Annotated in this window: 12 protein-coding genes, 1 tRNA gene and 1 pseudogene; 5 read left to right on the top strand and 9 right to left on the bottom strand. The window is 74.3% G+C overall.

The window, feature by feature from the left end; all coding sequences use genetic code 11:
- Positions 1–204: 204 nt before the first annotated feature.
- Positions 205–1,164 carry a quinone oxidoreductase family protein gene (locus ACZ6W9_RS28635; protein ID WP_389966066.1) on the top strand — a complete coding sequence of 320 codons (960 nt, stop codon included), beginning with the start codon at positions 205–207 and terminating at the stop codon, positions 1,162–1,164.
- Between the two features lie 85 nt (positions 1,165–1,249).
- On the opposite strand, the gene ACZ6W9_RS28630 is transcribed toward ACZ6W9_RS28635, so the two are convergent.
- Entirely contained in the window at positions 1,250–2,548 is a 1,299-nt protein-coding gene (locus tag ACZ6W9_RS28630) for an FAD-dependent oxidoreductase (RefSeq protein WP_389966069.1), read from the bottom strand.
- Between the two features lie 303 nt (positions 2,549–2,851).
- Between ACZ6W9_RS28630 and ACZ6W9_RS28625 the strand changes: the two genes are divergently transcribed.
- Positions 2,852–3,685, top strand: a complete 834-nt coding sequence (locus ACZ6W9_RS28625; protein ID WP_389966072.1) for a patatin-like phospholipase family protein — start codon at positions 2,852–2,854, stop codon at positions 3,683–3,685.
- Between the two features lie 106 nt (positions 3,686–3,791).
- A complete protein-coding gene (locus tag ACZ6W9_RS28620; protein ID WP_470120510.1) occupies positions 3,792–4,826 on the top strand; it encodes a 1-acyl-sn-glycerol-3-phosphate acyltransferase in 1,035 nt (344 codons plus the stop codon).
- Positions 4,827–4,976: 150 nt separating this feature from the next.
- Here the strand turns inward: ACZ6W9_RS28620 and ACZ6W9_RS28615 are convergent, their stop codons facing one another.
- The 3 genes and pseudogenes from ACZ6W9_RS28615 to ACZ6W9_RS28605 form a co-directional block, all read right to left on the bottom strand.
- Complete coding sequence (locus ACZ6W9_RS28615) at positions 4,977–7,556, bottom strand: NACHT domain-containing protein (RefSeq protein WP_470120554.1); 2,580 nt, start codon at positions 7,554–7,556, stop codon at positions 4,977–4,979.
- A gap of 258 nt (positions 7,557–7,814) precedes the next feature.
- Positions 7,815–8,345: pseudogene (locus tag ACZ6W9_RS28610) on the bottom strand (NACHT N-terminal Helical domain 1-containing protein); the annotation flags it as partial.
- 239 nt (positions 8,346–8,584) lie between these two features.
- A complete protein-coding gene (locus tag ACZ6W9_RS28605) occupies positions 8,585–9,028 on the bottom strand; it encodes a MarR family winged helix-turn-helix transcriptional regulator (protein ID WP_362930252.1) in 444 nt (147 codons plus the stop codon).
- Positions 9,029–9,103: 75 nt separating this feature from the next.
- Between ACZ6W9_RS28605 and ACZ6W9_RS28600 the strand changes: the two genes are divergently transcribed.
- On the top strand, positions 9,104–10,051 hold the full coding sequence (locus tag ACZ6W9_RS28600; protein WP_470120508.1) for an alpha/beta hydrolase: 948 nt from the start codon (positions 9,104–9,106) through the stop codon (positions 10,049–10,051).
- Positions 10,052–10,188: 137 nt separating this feature from the next.
- Here ACZ6W9_RS28600 and ACZ6W9_RS28595 read toward each other — a convergent pair whose 3' ends face one another.
- The 3 genes from ACZ6W9_RS28595 to ACZ6W9_RS28585 form a co-directional block, all read right to left on the bottom strand.
- Complete coding sequence (locus ACZ6W9_RS28595; protein WP_470120506.1) at positions 10,189–11,718, bottom strand: cobyric acid synthase; 1,530 nt, start codon at positions 11,716–11,718, stop codon at positions 10,189–10,191.
- Between the two features lie 10 nt (positions 11,719–11,728).
- Positions 11,729–12,706 carry a cobalamin biosynthesis protein gene (locus tag ACZ6W9_RS28590; RefSeq protein WP_470120504.1) on the bottom strand — a complete coding sequence of 326 codons (978 nt, stop codon included), beginning with the start codon at positions 12,704–12,706 and terminating at the stop codon, positions 11,729–11,731.
- Between the two features lie 175 nt (positions 12,707–12,881).
- Positions 12,882–13,682, bottom strand: coding sequence for a phosphotransferase (locus ACZ6W9_RS28585; protein ID WP_470120502.1), 801 nt, complete (start codon positions 13,680–13,682; stop codon positions 12,882–12,884).
- Positions 13,683–14,023: 341 nt separating this feature from the next.
- On the opposite strand from ACZ6W9_RS28585, the gene ACZ6W9_RS28580 reads away from it, so the two are divergent.
- Positions 14,024–14,097 (top strand) — tRNA-Arg (locus ACZ6W9_RS28580).
- A gap of 194 nt (positions 14,098–14,291) precedes the next feature.
- Here ACZ6W9_RS28580 and ACZ6W9_RS28575 read toward each other — a convergent pair.
- Both ACZ6W9_RS28575 and yicI read right to left on the bottom strand, forming a co-directional pair.
- Positions 14,292–15,704, bottom strand: coding sequence for a GH1 family beta-glucosidase (locus ACZ6W9_RS28575; RefSeq protein ID WP_389966092.1), 1,413 nt, complete (start codon positions 15,702–15,704; stop codon positions 14,292–14,294).
- Positions 15,701–18,061 carry an alpha-xylosidase gene (gene yicI, locus ACZ6W9_RS28570; protein ID WP_470120500.1) on the bottom strand — a complete coding sequence of 787 codons (2,361 nt, stop codon included), beginning with the start codon at positions 18,059–18,061 and terminating at the stop codon, positions 15,701–15,703. The genes ACZ6W9_RS28575 and yicI overlap by 4 nt, the downstream gene beginning before the upstream one ends.
- Positions 18,062–18,065: the final 4 nt, after the last annotated feature.

Below are 18,065 nucleotides of genomic sequence, written 5' to 3'. Positions count from 1 at the left end.
CCGGCGACCTCCCCCGGACGACCCTGTGACGGTCCGGGACCCGGCCGGGGAGAGTGATCGGCTCCGGGGTCCGGCGGTTCCGCCCCGGACGGCCGACCCCGCCGGAGGGCCGATCCCGCCGGAGCGTTCCCGCCGGGAAGAGTGAGCGGCCCCGCGCGGTTGGGGACGAAAGGATCACACACCGAATCCGAGGAGTCGAGCGCGATGCATGCCATAGTCGTCCGTGCCACCGGCGGTCCCGAGGCCCTGACCTACACCGAGCACCCCGACCCCGTGCCGAACCCCGGGGAGGTGCTGGTCGACGTCGCCGCCGCGGGCGTGAACTTCATCGACGTCTACCACCGCACGGGCCGCTATCCGCTCTCCCTTCCGTTCGTCATCGGAGGCGAGGGCGCGGGCACGGTCACCGCGGCGGGTGAGGACGTCGAGGGCGTCTCGGCCGGTGACACCGTGGCGTGGACCAACGTGATGGGAAGTTACGCCGAGAAGGTCGCGGTGCCGGTCTCCCGCCTGGTCCGGGTGCCGGAGGGGGTCTCCGCCGAGACCGCGGCGGCCGTCACCCTGCAGGGGCTGACCGCGCACTACCTGACCCACTCGGTCCACGAGGTCAAGCCCGGTGACGACGTTCTCGTGCACGCCGCGGCCGGGGGTGTGGGCCTGCTGCTCGTCCAGATCGCCAAGCTGCGCGGCGCCCGGGTGATCGGGACCGTCTCCACCGAGGAGAAGGAGAAGCTGGCCCGCCAGGCCGGCGCCGACGAGGTGCTCCGCTACGAGGGCTTCTCCGAGGCGGTCCGCGACCTGACCGGCTCCGGCGTGCACGTGGTCTACGACGGCGTCGGCGCGGCCACCTTCGACGGCAGCCTCGCCTCGCTGCGCCCGCGCGGCATGATGGCTCTGTACGGCCAGGCCAGCGGCCCGGTCCCGCCGATCGACCCGCAGGTCCTCGGGCAGCACGGGTCCCTCTTCCTGACCCGGCCCTCCCTCGCCCACTACGTCGCCACCCGCGAGGAGCTCGCCTGGCGGGCTTCCGACCTGTTCGGTTGGGTGGCCGAGGGCAGGCTGAAGGTGCACGTCTCCGGCCGCTACCCCCTCGCCGAGGCGGCCAGGGCCCACGAGGACCTGGAGGCCCGCCGCACCACCGGCAAGCTCCTGCTGCTGCCCTGAGCCCCGCGTCCCGGGGCCGGCGCCGTGCCCGCCGTACGGCGGCGCCGCGGGTCATCGGCCCCGGGACCGGTTCCCTCGGCGAGGTTCAGCCGCGCAGGGCGCGCCAGAGCACGCCCGGCCGCATGAGGGCCGAGGGCGGGTCGAGCAGGCCGGTCACCCGGCCGAAGGCGACCGCGACCGCGGGATCGTGCGCGGCCGCCCGCTGCAGCCTGCGGACGTAGGCGTTGAGGACGCGGACCCGCGGCGGCCGGCTCCCCTCGGCCTCACGCATGGACAGGTCGGCGCCGGTGGCCAGCTGCCAGGCGGGGTCCACCGCCCTGGCCGCGGCGGCGAAGTAGCGGCGGGCCAGATCGCCGGCGCCCTCGCGCAGCCGGTCGCGCAGCGCGAGGGCGTCCAGCGCGCCGACCGCCATGCCCTGGCCATAGATGGGGTTGAAGTTGCACAGGGCGTCCCCGGTGACGAGCAGCCCCTCGGGGAAGCGGCCCAGCCGCTCGTAGCGGCGCCGCACGCTGGTCGGGATCCTGGCCGCCCCCACCTCTCCGAGGGGCTCGCCCCGGCGGACGGCCGCGGCCACGTCGGCGGGGGCGACCTCGTCGAGCCACGAGAAGAAGCCCTCGGCGTCGGACGGCGGGCGCACCCCCGCGTTGCCGCCCAGTGTCACCAGCCAGCGGCCGCCCTCCACCGCGCAGAGCGCGGCGCCCTTGCGCTGCCCCGGATGGGAGCCCACGAGGACCATCCGGTAGCCGCCCATGGCCTCCTCGGGGATGCGGAAGTACCAGGTCGCGTAGGCGACCTCGACCTTGACGACCTCCTCCTCCGGCCGGTCGAAGCCCATCTCCCCCAGCCAGACGAGCGTCCGGCCGCCCCGGCCCATCGCGTCGACCACCAGGTCGGCGGGCAGTTCCCGCTCGCCGTCGTCACCGGCGACGCGCGCGCCGGAGACCCGGCCGCCGTCCGCGACGATCCCGGTGACCTGGTGGCGGTCGGCCAGGACGAGGTTCGGCAGCGCGCGCGTCCGCCGCAGCAGGTGCCCCTCCAGGAACGGCCGGGTCGCCGACACGCCCTGATCCGGGGTCGGCGTCCTCGCGAACTCGTATCCGCCCATGATCATGCGGAGCTGCGTCGTCCCGTACGGCACGGCGCCCGCGTCGATCATCTCCGCGGTGACGCCGGGGAACAGCTCCTCGATGACCTGGAGGCCGCGCGGCAGCAGGCCGTGCGCGTGGAACCCCTGCGGCACGCCCCGGCGGGGGCCTCCGCCGTCCAGCGCGTCGCGCTCGACGAGCGTCACCCGGTCGTAGAAGTCGGTCAGCACGCGCGCGGCCAGCAGCCCGCTGACCCCCGCCCCCAGCACGACCGCGTGCTCCCCGGCTCTGCGGATCATGAACCCCTCCCGGGTGACGGCGTCGTGAGATCCGTCTCCGAGTATCGCCGCGCACCGGAGCTTTGTGATCACCAGGAGTGGAATCCACGCCCGGAATCCGGCTCGGGGGGCGGCCGGAATCAGGGACGACGCCGGAGCGAGGACGCGGGGACCGGGGCGCGTCCGGACCCGCGTCCGGACCCGCGGATGGAACCCACGGCCGGACCCCCAGCCGGATTCCGGCCCGGTGGCCGGGACCCACGGTCGAAACCCCGGCCGGATTCCGGCCCGGCGGCCGGGCGCCGCCGGGTCTATCTTTGGGGCATGAATGTGGACACGGCGTTCGTGCTGGGCGGCGGAGGGGTGCTCGGCGCGCATGAGGTCGGCATGCTGCGGGCCCTGGACGAGGCGGGCGTCAAACCCGACGTGGTCGTCGGCACCTCCGTCGGCGCGCTGAACGGCGTCGTGCTCGCCGCCGACCCCGCCGCGGCCGTCTCCCGGCTGACCTCCCTGTGGGAGACGGAGGCGGTCCGCACCGCCTTCGGCGGGTCGTGGATGACCCGGCTGTCCACCCTCGCCAGGAGCGGCACCCACCTGCACTCCGCCGCGCCGCTGCGCGCCATGCTGGCCGGGATGCTCCCGGTGACCCGCATCGAGGACCTGGCCGTGCCGTTCCAGTGCGTGGCCGCCTGCGTCGAGCGGGCCACCGCCCACTGGTTCACCGAGGGGCCGGTCGTCGAGGCGGTCCTCGCCTCCTGCGCCGTCCCGGGGCTGCTGCCGCCGGTCCGCATCGGCGGCGACCACTTCCTCGACGGGGGGCTGGTCCACAGCATCCCGGTCGGCCGCGCCGTCGCCCTCGGCGCGCGCCGCGTCTACGTCCTGCACGTCGGCCGGATCGAGCGGCCCCTGGCCCCCCCGCGCCGGCCGTGGGAGGTCGGCCTGACCGCCTTCGAGATCGCCCGCCGGCACCGTTTCACCGAGGAGATGGCCGCGCTGCCCACCGGCGTGGAGGTGCACGTCATGCCCGCCGGCGCCGAGGCCAGGCCCGGCGTGGACCTCTCCCAGCTCCGCTATCGCGATTCATCGCGTATATCTGGGTACATCGAGCGTGCGTACCGGGCGTCGTCGGAGTATCTCGCCCGTCGGTCGCCCGCCTGAGCCGCGCGCCCGCCCGAGCAGGGGCGGTGCCGCCGGCCGTACGGCGCGGCGGCCCCGGGGGCACGGACCGGTGCCGTACGGCGAGCCGCGGAGGAAGGAGGGACCGGTGCTCCCTCCCCGCATCGTCCGCCGCCTGGTCCTCGCGCCCCTGGTGGTGGTGCTCGCCGTGGCCGCGCTGGTCACGCTTCCGGTCTGGCTGCTGGTGGTCGCCGCGGCCTCACTGCGCCTGCCGCCCCCGCAGCGGCGGGGCACCCGCCTGGTGTGGTTCGCGGTGGCGTGGCTGACGCTGGAGACGATGGCGCTGCTGGCCTGCTTCGGCATCTGGGTGGTCTCCGGGTTCGGCGGACGGCTCAGCCGCGACGAGTACGAGGACCGCCACTACGCCCTGATCAAATGGTTCCTGGGACAGGTGTACGGCGCGGCCGAACGGATCTTCCGCCTGCGTGTCCTCATGGAGGCGCCCCCGCCCACTCCGGACGAGCTGTCCCGGCGGCTGACCCGCCCGGTCATCGTGCTCGCCCGCCACGCGGGCCCCGGCGACTCGGTCCTGCTGGTGCACCACCTGCTCAGCGTGTACGGCCGGCGCCCCAGGATCGTGATGAAGGCGGCCCTGCGGCTGGACCCCTCCCTGGACGTGCTGACCGGCCGGGTGCCCAGCGCCTTCGTCTCCCAGGGCGCCGGAGCGGGCGGCATCATCGCCGAGATCCGCCGGCTTGCCGCCGACATGGACCCCGACGACGCCCTGGTGATCTTCCCTGAGGGCGGGAACTTCACCCCCAGGCGGCAGGCGAGGGCCATCCGGCGCCTGGAGAACAAGGGGCTGGCCGAGGAGGCCGCCCGCGCCCGCCGCCTGGAACACGTACTCCCCCCGCACCCCGGCGGGGCCTTCGCCGCCATCGACGCCTGTCCCTCCGCCGACGTGGTGTTCGTCGCCCACACCGGCCTGGACGACCTGGTCACCCTCCACGACCTCTGGAGCAAACTGCCCACGCACGCGGAGGTGCGGGCGACGTGGTGGCGGGTCGACGCGGACGACGTCCCCCGGGACCGCGAGGAGCAGGTCCGCTGGCTTTACGACAACTGGGCGCGGATCGACGCCTGGATCGCCGCGAACCACCGGGTTCCGGCGGCCGAGGCGTGAGGGCGGTTCCGCGCCGGGACCCCGGGATCCCGGGAGCCGGCGCGCACCGGGGCGCGGGGATCCCGGGAGCCGGCGCGCACCGGGGGCGCGGGCGATCCGCATCTCCGGAGCGGGCGCGGCCGGTGCCCCGATGCCTCCGGACCGGCCCGGTCAACGGGGCACCGGCACGCGTGTGATCTTCACGGTCGGGTGGAGAAGGTGGACGTTGCGGAGCTCCTGATCGGAGTCTGCCGATATCCGCAGCCCCGGCCTGCCCGCGAGCGGCGCCAGGTCGAGCACGGGAGCCGTCCCTCCCAGGGTGAGCTCCTTCAGATCCTCCAGGCCCGCGAGCGGGGAGAGGTCCGTCACCCGCCGCGCCCCTTGGAGGTAGAGGTAACGGAGTTGCGGAAGATCCGCCAGCGGGCCGAGATCGGCCACCTCGGACCCTTCGAGCACAAGCACTTCAAGGCTGCGATGGCGGACCAGCGGCGTCAGGTCCGTCACATCCGGACATCGGGTCAGTTCGAGCGAGACGAGGTCCAGGGCGTCCAGCGCGGCCAGGTCGCCGAGGGGACCGGTGTCGCTGAGTCCGAGATATCGCAGCCCCGGGGCGTGCTCGACGACGGAGGCCAGTCCCCCGCGGATGTCGGCTTCGCCGAGGTTGAGCATCTCCAGGTGGGGGAGGTCCGCCAGGAACGCGACGTCCTTCAGGTGGCGCGCTCCACGGAGCGTCAGGTCGTGGAGCGTGGTGTGCCGGGCGACCGGGCCGAAGTCCCGGACCGAACCTACGTCGCCGAGCTGGAGCATGTTGAGCCGGGGAAGCCCGTCGAGGAACGCGAGGCTCCCCGCGAAGTCGAGGTTCTCCAGGTACAGATCCCGAAGCTCGGGCAGACGGGTCAGGCAGCCGAGGTCGCTCCGGCGGCGCGACTCCATCGCGGCGTACAGCAACGTCAACGTCGGCTGGGACCCGAGGTCGTTCAGGTCGGCGTCGCCCACGGAGAGCAGGTAGAGCCAGCGCAGCGGCGGCGCGGACCGGAGGAACCGCAGGTCCCCCGATACGGGGCACCTCACGATCAGCTTCTTGGGGTTCTTCAGGTGACGGAGGGCGCTCAGCATGCGCGGGTTCATGACGCTGAAGAGCTGGGGGAGGGCCGCGTCCGCCAGGACCCGGGCGGCGTACTCGTCGGCGTCGAAATACCCCCACCCGGTCACGAGTTCCTGCTGGACCGCCTCGCGGGGATCCCCCGCGTACCCGGCGAGTCTGCGCAGCGCCTCCTCCCCGCCGATCAGCCAGCACGTCCGCACCGTCGCCGCCGCCCGCGCCTTCGGCAGGCCCCGCACGTCGTCGGGGAGGCGGCGCAGCACCTCCTCCCCGGCGAGCGCCAGCGTCCTCGCCTCGGCCTCGTTGCGCGGCGGGATCACCGCGGCGAGGCATGCCTCCAGACGCTCGCGCAGATCGCCGGGGAGTTCCTGGATCGTCTCCAGACAGCCGGCGACCAGCAGCCGCAGCCGCCTGCCGTACCGGTCCTCGGCGTCGATCCGGTCGAGCAGCCCGCGCAGCAGGTCCCGCCGTACGGGCGCGTTGGCGTGCCCGGCTGCCATGACCACCGTCTCGCGCCACTGGTCCAGGTGTGCGCGCTCCACCAGGGGCTCGACGTCGGCGTCGTCGGCGGCCTGCTTGGCGGCGAGATACTCCTGCACGGTCCGGTGCACGAAGTCGATCCGGCCCGGCACCGGCTCCCGGATCACCCCGCTGCGCTGGAGCAGGTGGTCGAGCACCGCCTCGGCGGTCGCCTCCACCCGGGGCATGGTCCGGATCTTCTCCTCGACCCGCCGCAGCGCCGTCGCCCTCGCCAGCTCCGAGCGGCCCCACACGGCGAGCTGCCAGGCGAGGTCCTGCAGGATGCGGATCTTCTGCTCGGCTTCGAGGGCGACGTCGGCGGCGATGCCGCGCTCGGCGTCCCGGCGTTCCAGCAGCAGTTCCAGCGCCGCCGCGTACAGGCCCATCCTGTTGCGCGGCAGCTGCTTGCCGCGGTCGAGGTTCAGCGCGCACAGCATCGCCGCGAGGAGTGGCGTCGCGGCGAGCGCCCGCAGGTGCGGGCCGCTCTCGAAGCGGGCCAGCAGCGCGCCCTCGTACTCGTCCAGCCGCTCCGGCGGGCACGGCAGGCTCGGTGACCCGCGCATCGCCGCGTGCCACTGCCGCACCAGCTCCCGTAGGTCGGACGGGGTCATCGGCTCCAGCGTGACCGGGGAGAAGCCCTCCTCGGTCAGCCAGCGGGCGTCGGCCGCCGCGGGGCGGGAGGTGACGACGGTCCGGGTGCCGGGGTAGGCGGCCAGCAGCCCGGCGAGCCACCTGCGGACCACGGGGCGGTGCCGTACGGCCAGCTCGTCCACCCCGTCGACGAGCAGCAGCGCCCGTCCCGCGTCGAGCACCCGGTGCGCCCACCCGGCGGGCATCCGCCCGGCCACCGGACCGGCGACGTCCGCGAGGAGGTCCTCGGGCATGGGCAGGTCGCCGGAGGGGTGGCTGCGGAGCTTGACGACGAACGGGACCGACCCGTTCCAGGACTCCAGGTCGCCTGCGAAGCCGCCGCGCGCCGCGGTCACCGACAGCCAGCGCAGCAGCGTGCTCTTGCCGGACCCGGCGTCGCCGCGCAGGAGGGTGCGCCGGGACCGGCCGAGGGCGCTCTCGACGCGCAGGGTGGCCGGTTCCGTCTCGGCGGCCGTCCCGGCCAGCTCGGCCAGGCGCATCCGTTCCGGGACGCGGTGGCGCGTCCTGCCCTCCGCCGAGACGCCGAGGCTGATGTAGGCGACGCTCAGGGTGGCGCGGGGCCGGTAGTTCTCCACGCGGACGCCGAACAGCTCGACCTCGTCGAGGGTACGGCTGAGGTGTTCGAGGTAGCGGCGCTCGAACTCCGCGTCGTCCTGGGTGCCGCCGGGCGCGTCGAGGGAGCGGGCGGGCAGCCGGGCCAGCGCCGCGGAGACGTGCCGCCCGAGGTCGGCGATCCGTTCCTCGACGGCCGACAGGCGGCCGAGGGTCTCGGTGGCGGCCCGCGGCAGGTACTGCGGGAGCTGCTGGACGATCCGGACGAGGCAGTCGAGGCACTCTTCCAGCAGCACGTCGTACAGCCGCCCCCCGGCCTCGCCGAGCTGCCGGGCCGGGTCGGGCAGCCCGGTCCGGACGGCTTCGGCGAGCTTGATCGGGTCCATGTCGGCCGCCAGGACGGCGCCGTCGGTGAGGTCGGCGGCTTTCAAAGCGGCCAGCACCTCGTGCAGGACCGCCGCCCGGTCGTTCTCGGTGAGCCCGCCGTACTCCCGTTCGACGAGTACGGCCAGCCGCCGTTCCACCCCGTCGGCGATGGCCTCCAGCTGGCGTTCGAGGCTTCGCCGGACGAACCGGTCGGGGAACCCGCTGCGGATCAGCGTCGCGAGGTCGGCCTTCCGTTCCGCCCCGTCCGCCCGCGCGGCCAGCCCCTCCCGTACGGCGCGCTCGGCGACGGCCTTCCCGGCCGCGGCGACGACGGCTTCCAGTCCCGGCATTCCGCTCCTCGGCGACGCTGTGCGGTTCGCTTACCAGGATCGCGTGAAATGCGGGATTCCGCGGGGTTCTGTGGGGATCCACGGCGAGAATCCGATCATCGCCGCCACGACGGGCCACGCCCACCCATGAGCCGCGCCCGGCCCCAGATCCGTGATCGGCCCCCGCACCGCGACCCGCGTCCGGCCCCCGCACCGTGATCCGCGTCCGGCCCCTACACCGCACCTGGCGGGAACCGGCCTCAGGCCCCGTCCCGCTGGTGCTCCTCAAGCGCCGCGCGCAGAGTGGCGAGCGTCGCGGCGGTCCGGGTGAGGTCGGCGGCCGGGACGGCGGCCGTGCGGGCGGTCAGCTCGTCCTCGACGGTGGGGCGGGCGGCGGCCAGGATCCGGGCGCCCTCCGGGGTGAGGCTGAGGACGGAGGACCGCCGGTCCTCGGGATGCGCCGCGCGCACGCACAGGCCCGCGCTCTCCAGCCGGTCCACGCCCTTGCTCACGGCTCCGACGGTGATCCCGATCTCGCGCACGATGTCGAGCACCCGGCATCCGGGACGGTCGTCGATGATCTCCAGGAACTCGAACTGTCCCAGGCCGATGCCGTGCTCGGCGCGCAGCCGGTCGCTCACCGCGTTGTACAACCGGGTCTCGGCACGGACGAGGTCGGTGAACAGGCGAGTGATGTGCGTCACAGTTTCCGCTCCAATATATTCCCAGGAATCATCTTCCCTGGAATCGGGTTGAGGATCGCAAGTGCATTCCAAGGAATGCATCCTCTCATCCCCGACACCACGGAGGCCCGGATGACCCGCTCGCAGCGCGAGGCCGTCGACGCCCTGCACCGCAACGCGCCCGCCAACCCGAACCCGGCCCTGGCCGAGCAGCGTGCCGGATTCGCCGGCGCCCTCTCCCGGCCCCTGCCCGACGACGTCACGGCGCACGAGACGGTACTCGGCGGCCGTCCCGCGCTCGACCTGACCCCGGCCGCCGCCACCGGCCGCAGGCGGCTGCTCTACCTCCACGGCGGCGGCTACGTCCTGGGGTCGCCCGGCACGCACGCGGGGCTCGCCGCCCGGCTGGGACTCCGTGCCGGGCTGCGCGTGACGTCCCTGGACTACCGGCTGGCCCCCGAGCACCCCTTCCCCGCCGTGGTGGACGACGGCCTCGCCGCCTACCGGGCAATGCTCGACGAGGGGGTGCGCCCGGAGGAACTGGTGCTCGCCGGAGACTCCGCCGGCGGCGGGCTGGCCGTCGCCACCCTGGTCGCGGCCCGTGACGCCGGACTGCCGCAGCCGGCGGGCGTCGCCGTCCTCTCCCCGTGGACCGACCTGACGCTCGGCGGGCGGAGCACGCGCACGAAGGAGGGCATCGACCCGATCTTCACCCGGGAGGCGGTCCAGGCGTTCGCCACCCGCTACCTGGCCGGTCAGGACCCCGCCCACCCGCTGGCGAGCCCGATCTTCGCCGACCTGCGGGGCCTGCCCCCGCTGCTGGTGCAGGCCGGCTCGAACGAGCTCCTGCTGGACGACGCCGTCCGGCTCGCCGGGCGCGCGGCCGCGGACGACGTGGAGGTCACGCTGCGGGTCTGGCCGCAGGTGCCGCACGTCTTCCAGAACCACTCCGGGCGCCTCGACGAGGCCGACGAGGCACTCGGCGAGGCCGCCCGCTTCCTGTCCGCCCGGGTCCGGGCCGGGCACGAGGCGCCGGTGAGCTGACGCCGCCGCGGCGGGACCGCCGGACGCGCGGGCGGGCGGTCCCGCGGGCCCCGGACGCGCGGGCCGCCGGACGCGTGGGCCGGCGGTCCCGCCACGGCGCTCCCGGCACCGTCCGGCGGCAGGGGGCGCCGTACCCGCTACGGCGCTCCCCCGGCGCCGCCCGGCGGCAGGACCGGCAGGCCCTCCGGCGCCCCGCCCTCCAGGAGCCGGAGCAGGGCGCCGGTGTCCAGGTGGTGTTCGACCAGGTCGCCCAGGGCGTCCAGCCGCTCCTCGCGCAGCGCGGCGAAGGAGACGTCCGGGGCGGGCACGAAGTCGCGGCCGGTCACCGCCGCCACGTCGGCCAGGAACGCCCGGCGGAAACCGTCGTTCTCCAGGGCCCCGTGCCAGGTGGTGCCCCAGACGGTGCCCGAGCGGCAGCCGTCGAGGAACGGCTCGCCGCCCTCGGGTGTCACGACCCCGTGGTGGATCTCGTAGGCCGCGACGGGACAGCCGTACGCCGCGCCGACCGGCCGGCCCAGCGTCTTGTCCGCGGCGAACACCACCGTCGCGGGCAGCAGGCCCAGCCCCTCCACCCGGCCGGCGCCGGACTCGACGTCGTCGTGGATGGTCCGGGCGAGCATCTGGTAGCCGCCGCAGACACCCAGCACGGCCCGGCCGGGCAGCGCGTCGGCCAGGCCGGTCGCACGCAGCCAGGCCAGGTCGGAGACCGTGGCGCGGGAGCCCGGCAGCACCACCAGGTCGGCGTCGTCCAGCTCGGCCGGGGAGGTGACGAAACGGACCGTCACCCCGGGCTCGGCGGCCAGGGCGTCGACGTCGGTGAAGTTGGAGATACGCGGCAGCCTGACCACCGCGACCCGCAGGGTCTGCCGGCCGTACGGCGGACGCGTCCCGACCGCGGGGCGGTTGTCCAGGGCGAGGGAGTCCTCGGCGTCCAGCCACGCGCCCTCCAGCCACGGCAGCACGCCGTAGACCTCCCGGCCGGTCAGCTCCCGGATCATTCCGAGGGCCGGTTCGAGGAGCTCACGGGCCCCGCGGAACTTGTTGACCACGAATCCCGCGATCAGCGCCTGGTCGGCGGGCTCCAGCAGGGCCACCGTCCCGTACAGCGCGGCGAAGACCCCGCCACGGTCGATGTCGCCGACCACGACGACCGGCAGGCCGGCGGCGCGGGCCAGGCCCATGTTGGCGATGTCGCCCTCGCGCAGGTTGATCTCCGCCGGGCTGCCCGCGCCCTCGCAGACCACGACGTCGTAGCGGGCGCGCAGCCGTTCCAGCGCGTCGACGGCGACCGTGCGGAGGTGGTCCTTGAGGTCGCGGTACTCCATCGCGTCGACGTCGGTCAGCGGCCGTCCCATGACCACGACCTGGCTGCGCCGGTCACTGCCCGGTTTGAGGAGGATCGGGTTCATGTCGGCCGCGGGTTCCAGGCCGCACGCGGCGGCCTGCATCGCCTGCGCGCGGCCGATCTCGGCGCCGTCGGCGGTGACGAAGGAGTTGAGGGACATGTTCTGCGCCTTGTACGGCGCGACCTTGACCCCCTGGCGGGCCAGCCAGCGGCAGATCCCGGCGGTGACGACGCTCTTGCCCGCGTCGGAGGTGGTCCCGGCGACCAGCAGCGTGCCCTTCAACGGTGCACCTTCCCGTCTTTTCCATCCGTTCCCATCCATACCGTCCGGCTCATCGCCCGGCCGCCCGGCGCGCGGGCCGTCCGTCCACCGGTCCGGTACGGCGGGCGAGCAGCGCGGCGGCGGCCAGGCCCGCGGCGGCGAGGTTCACCGCCCGTGCCAGCCGTACGGACCTGCGGATGTCCGCGACCGACGGTTTGGCCCCGTCGCCCATCTCCGGGCGGTGCTCCACGCGCTCGCCGTAGACGTTCACGCCGCCGAGCGTGAGGTCCAGCGCCCCGGCGAAGGCCGCCTCGCACCGGCCCGAGTTGGGGCTCGGGTGGCGGTGGCCGTCCCGGCGCAGCACGGCCGCCGCCCGCCGGGCCGAGCCGCCGGCCAGCGGGGCGGCGAGGACCGTCAGCAGCCCGGTGATCCGGGCCGGGACGTAGTTGGCCACGTCGTCGAGCCGGGCCGCGGCCCAGCCGAACCGCTCGTAGCGCGCACTGCGGTGGCCCACCATCGCGTCGAGGGTGTTGACCGCCCGGTAGGCCAGCAGGCCCGGGATCCCGGCGACCGCGCCCCAGAACAGCGGCGCCACGACCGCGTCGGAGGTGTTCTCCGCGATCGACTCGACGGTGGCCCGGGCCAGTTCGGGCGCCTCCAGCCGGGACGGGTCGCGCCCGCACAGGTGCGGCAGCCGCCGCCGGGCCCCGGCGAGGTCGCCGGACTCCAGCAGCCCGGCCATGGCGGCCCCCTCCCGTCCCAGGGTGGTGCCGCCCAGCACCGCCCAGGTCGCCGCCGCGGTCAGCGCGCCCCGGACCCGCGGGTCCGCCGTCCGGGCCGCGGCGAGCCCGAGCAGCGCCACCGGGCCGACGCAGGCGGCGACGTGACGGATCCCGGCGGGGCGGGCGTCGCCGTACAGGCGCCTCTCCAGCGCGGCGGCGGCCCGGCCGAACAGCGCCACCGGGTGGCCGCGCCGGGGGTCGGCGAGCAGCGCGTCGAGGGCGACGCCGGCGAGCACGCCGAACGCCTCGGCCCGGCCGGGCCTCACCCCGAGGGCTCCCCGCGAGGAGACCCGCCGGGTCCTTCCTCCGGCGCGGGTCCGCCGGAGGAAGGACCGGGAGGAGAGACCCGCGGAGAGACCGGCGGAGGTGCCTGCGGAGAGACCGGTGACGGTGCCTGCGGAGAGGCTTGCGAAGAGGCCCCCGGAGGAGAAGGAAGGACGGTCAGAGGAGATGGGCATGAAGCTCATCATGATGGGTGTCGAGCCAGGCGAGCGCCCGGCGGATACGCTCCCCCGCGCCCGACTCCCACATGCGGGCCCAGCCGCCGCCGGCGGTGACGGCCCTGGTCCGCATGACGTGGTAGGAGCGGCCGAAGCGCAGGCGGGCGAGGTCGAGCAGGCGGCGGCGGTCGCGGGGGGCCAGGCCGTACGCGTCGCAGAACAGCCGCAGCCGCGGCCCGGCCGGCAGGGAGCGCTGGAGCGGCTCCAGGTCCAGCGGGTCGGCGAGCGGCGCCCAGTGGCGCAGGGTGGTCACCACGTCGAACAGCCGGGTCGTCGGCCGGGCCATGTCGAAGTCGATCAGCGCCGCGGGCAGGCCGTCACGGAAGATCACGTTGTCGAGGTTGACGTCGCAGTGCCCGACCAGCTCCGGCGCCGCGTCGTCGTTGGAACCCGCCTCCCACACGGCGCGCGGCGGCGGGGTGAAACCCGCCGCCGCGTCGTGGAACCGGCGCAGCAGGACCGCCAGCGCGGCCAGCGCCTCGTCGGTGAGCGCGTAACCGGGCAGCGGCCTGGGAGCGGAGCGGCCCTCGACGTAGGAGAGGATCTCCCGGCCCCGCTCGTCCGTTCCCAGCGCCCGGGGCGCGCCGTCGAACCCGGACGCCTCCAGGTGCCGCAGCAGAGCGTGGACCGCGGGTGTGGACGGCCGGACGGGCCTGCGGACGGTCTCCCCGACCCGGACCACCCCGCAGGTCACGTCACCGCCCAGCAAGGGGATCTCCTCGTGGGCCGTGACAGCGGACATGGCATACGAGGGTAGACCCGCGCGAGGGCGGCCGGGAACGCGTCCGTGCGAACCCGTCCGGCCGCCCGGCCCCCGTCGCGCCCTCGGCCCGAGCCGCACCGGACCTCGGCCCGGCTCACGCCGGACCCGGGTTCGGTCCTCGCCCGCCCCCGGGTCCGGCCCACCCCGGATCCCATCGGATCGGGGTTCGACCCCGGAGGACTCCCGCCTTCCGGGGCGCGCCGCCGACCTGCTGACGCTCAGCGCACCGGACGGCCTCCGGATCCCCTACAGTGATCCTCACAACACAGCCTGATAACTGATGCGTGACCGCTTCCTGAATCATGCACAATTAGGCGGGAGCGCCCTTAGCTCAGCTGGATAGAGCATCGGACTTCTAATCCGACGGTCGCAGGTTCGAATCCTGCAGGGCGCGCTTTGATCATGGATTGACCTGCGGTGATGTGGGGCCGGATACGTTCTGGAATTCTCGTCCAGCGCTCGCCCGCACCGAGCCAGCACACACCGTGATCCATTCGCCGTGGGGTCCGGCCCGCTGTCGCTCGTAGAGCGGCGCCCCCGGCTCCGGCGACCGTGCCATCCCCGGGGATCGCGCGTCACACCTTCGTGTCAGGCGTGGCGCGCGAGGCCCTGAGCGGGCAGCTCGCCGGCGGCGACCACGTCGCGGTACCAGTGGGCGCTGTCCTTCCAGGTGCGCTCCATCGTCTCGCGGTCCACGCGCACGATGCCGAAGCGCTTGGCGTACCCGTGAGCCCACTCGAAGTTGTCCATCAGCGACCACACGAAGTACCCGCGCACGTCGGCGCCGCCCGCGATGGCCTCGCTGACGGCGGCCAGGTGGCGGTGCAGGTAGTCGATGCGGTCCGCGTCGTGGACGCGGCCGTCGGCGGCCACCGGGTCGGGGAACGCCGCGCCGTTCTCGGTGATCATCGTGGGCATGTCCGGGTAGTCGCGGTGCAGGCGCAGTAGCAGTTCGGTCAGGCCGGTCTCGTCGATGTTCCAGCCCATCTCGGTGTACGGGCCGGGCTGCTTGACGAACTCGACGTCCTCGCACGCGATCCACGGAGAGGCGGCACCGTCCTGGTGCCCGTCGGCGGTCTCCCGGGGGCCGTCACCGTCCCACCGGCGTACCAGGGTGGGGTTGTAGTAGTTGACCCCGAGCACGTCCAGCGGCTGGCGGGCCGTCGCCTCGTCGCCGTCCCGCACGAACGACCAGTCCGTCACCGAGGCGGTGTCGGCGATGAGGTCGCGCGGGTAGGAGCCCTCCAGCATCGGGCCGAGGAAGGCCCGGTTGGCCAGCGCGTCCGCGCGCCGCACCGCGTCGGCGTCCCGTTCGGACGTCCCGCGCACGTGGTGCAGGTTGAGCGTGACGGACATCTGCGCGTCCTCGGCGGCGGTCGAGCGCAGCGCCTGCACGGCCAGGCCGTGACCCAGGTTGAGGTGGTGCACGGCGGCCAGCGCGGCGGCCGGCTCGGTCCGCGCCGGGGCGTGCACGCCGGAGGCGTAGCCCAGGTACGCCGAGCACCACGGCTCGTTCAGCGTGATCCAGGTGCGCACGCGGTCGCCGAGCGCCTCGCCCGCCAGCCGCGCGTAGTCCGCGAAGCGCGAGGCGGTGTCCCGGTGCGGCCAGCCGCCCGCGTCCTCCAGCTCCTGCGGCAGGTCCCAGTGGTAGAGGGTGGCCACCGGGGAGATGTTCCTGGCCAGCAGGCCGTCCACCAGGCGGGAGTAGAAGTCCACGCCCGCCCGGTTCACCGGTCCCGTGCCGCCCGGCTGCACCCGCGGCCAGGAGATTGAGAACCGGTAGGCGCCCACGCCCAGCGCGGCCAGGAGATCGAGATCCTCCTCTAGGCGGTGGTAGTGGTCGCACGCCACATCACCCGTGTCACCGCCCGCCACCAGGCCGGGCGTGTGGGAGAAGGTGTCCCAGATGGACGGGCCGCGGCCGTCCTCGTTCCACGCGCCCTCCACCTGGTAGGCGGCGGTGGCGGTGCCCCACAGGAAATGCTCGGGGAAAGTCGTCATGCGTGCTGCTCCTCAGCTGCCGTGCCGGTCCGCCGGACGGGGTCATGGAGGGTGATCTCGATCTCTCCCGCGCCGGGATCGGCGGTGACCCGCACCCCGTCCGGCGTCGGCTGAGCCTGCGGATGACGGGCGTCGTGCACCCCGGCGAGCAGCAGGCTCCACACGGCGGGCACTCCTTCCAGGCGGCGGGCGCGCACCCGGTCGCCGGTGCGGGACACCTCGAACACCGCCGCGGCGGTGCCGTCCCGGCCCGGCACGGTGACCTCGCGGCGGTCGCCGTCTGCCGGCCGGTAGGCGTTCAGGGTGACGCCGTCGGCGTAGTCGTAGTCGGGGCGGTCCTCACGGGCGCCGGTCGCGATCACCGCGCCCGGCCGTACCAGCAGCGGCAGACTCTCGAACCCGTGCCGCTCGGTACGCCAGCCCGGTCCGGACACGGTCTCCCCGTCGAGCAGCCGCGTCCACACGCCCTCGGGGACGTAGTACGAGACATCGCCCCCGGCCGACAGCACCGGCGCCACCAGCAGGTCCGGTCCCAGCATGTACTGGGCGTCCAGGTGGTCGCAGGCCCGGTCCGCGGGGAACTCCAGCTGCATCGCCCGCATCACCGGGATGCCCTCGGCCGCGGCCTGCACGGCCGCCCCGTACAGGTACGGCATCAGCCGCGCCTTCAGCCGCGTGAACGAGCGCAGCACGTCCACCGACTCCTCGTCGAACAACCACGGAACCCGGTACGACCGGCTGCCGTGCAACCGGCTGTGCGACGACAGCAGCCCGAACGCCACCCACCGCTTGAACACCGCCGGGTCGGGCCGCCCCTCGAACCCGCCGATGTCGTGGCTCCAGAACCCGAACCCGGCCATGCCCAGCGACAGCCCGCCCCGCAGCGACTCGGCCATCGCCTCGAACGTCGACTCGCAGTCGCCGCCCCAGTGCACCGGCAGCCGCTGCCCGCCGACCGTGGCCGAGCGCGCGAACAGCACCGTGTCGCCGGCCCCGCGCCGCTCGGCGAGCACGTCGTGGACGGTCTGGTTGTAGATCAGGCTGTAGTAGTTGTGCATGCGCTCGGGGTCGGAGCCGTCGGCGTACAGGACGTCGGTCGGGATGCGCTCGCCGAAGTCGGTCTTGAACGCGTCCACCCCCATGTCGAGCAGCCCGCGCAGCTTGCCCGCGTACCACTCGCGGGCGGCCGGGGAGGTGAAGTCCACCAGCGCCCGGCCCGCCTGCCAGTGGTCGTCCTGCCAGACCGTGCCGTCCGGGCGGCGTAGCAGGTGGCCGGCCGCCGCACCCTCCTCGAACAGCGCCGACGCCTGCCCGATGTACGGGTTGATCCACAGGCAGACCTTCAGCCCCCGCTCCTTGAGCCGCCGCAGCATGCCCTCGGGGTCGGGGAACACCTCCGGATCCCACTCGAAGTCGCACCAGCGGAACTGCCGCATCCAGAAGCAGTCGAAATGGAACACGCTCAGCGGCAGGTCCCGCTCGGCCATCCCGTCCACGAACGACGTCACCGTCGCCTCGTCGTAGTCCGTGGTGAACGAGGTGGACAACCACAGCCCGAACGACCAGGCCGGCGGCAGCGCCGGACGGCCGGTCAGCGCGGTGTAGCGGCGCAGGATGTCGGCCGGCGCCGGCCCGTGGATGATCAGGTATTCCAGGTCGTGGCTCTCGACGCTGAACTGCACCCGTGAGACCGTCTCCGAGCCCACCTCGAACGACACCCGCCCGGGATGGTTGACGAACACCCCGTAGCCGCGGTTGGTGAGGTAGAACGGCACGTTCTTGTAGGCGATCTCGCTGCTGGTGCCGCCGTCCTCGTTCCAGATGTCGACGGACTGGCCGTTGCGGACCAGGGCGCCGAAGCGCTCGCCGAGGCCGTAGACCAGTTCGCCGGCGCTCAGGCGCAGCTGCTCCACCATGAAGTGGCGGGCGTCGGGGTCGTGCATGACGCCCAGGCTCTTGCCGCCGCTGCGGGTCAGCTCGCGCCCGTCCGCGCTGAACGTCATCTCCCACGGGGCGTCCCTGCGCACCCGTACGGTGAGCCCGCCGCTGGTCAGAGCGGCTTCCTCGCCGTCCACGGCGATCTTCACCTCGGGGCCGTCGTCGCGTACCGCGAAGGCGGGCGCGTCGGGCACGGATCCGGCGAAGTGCACCGCGCGGACGCGGATCACGTCCGGCATCGGGGACGACAGGTCCACACGCAGGACCGGCCCGTCGATGGTGTTTCCTCGCCGGGTGATCTCCCGCGTGGGGGCGAGGACGCGCAGCGAGCCGGCGTCCGCGGTCACGTCGTAGGCCGCGGTGGCGTAGTCGCCCCGCACCCCTGGACGCATCCGCCAGTAGCCGTCTTTGAACTTCATGTCG

This window comes from Streptosporangium sp. NPDC053982, from assembly GCF_055585205.1.
Note: the sequence above shows the minus strand (reverse complement) of the source record. Positions and strands in the feature narration are given on the sequence as shown.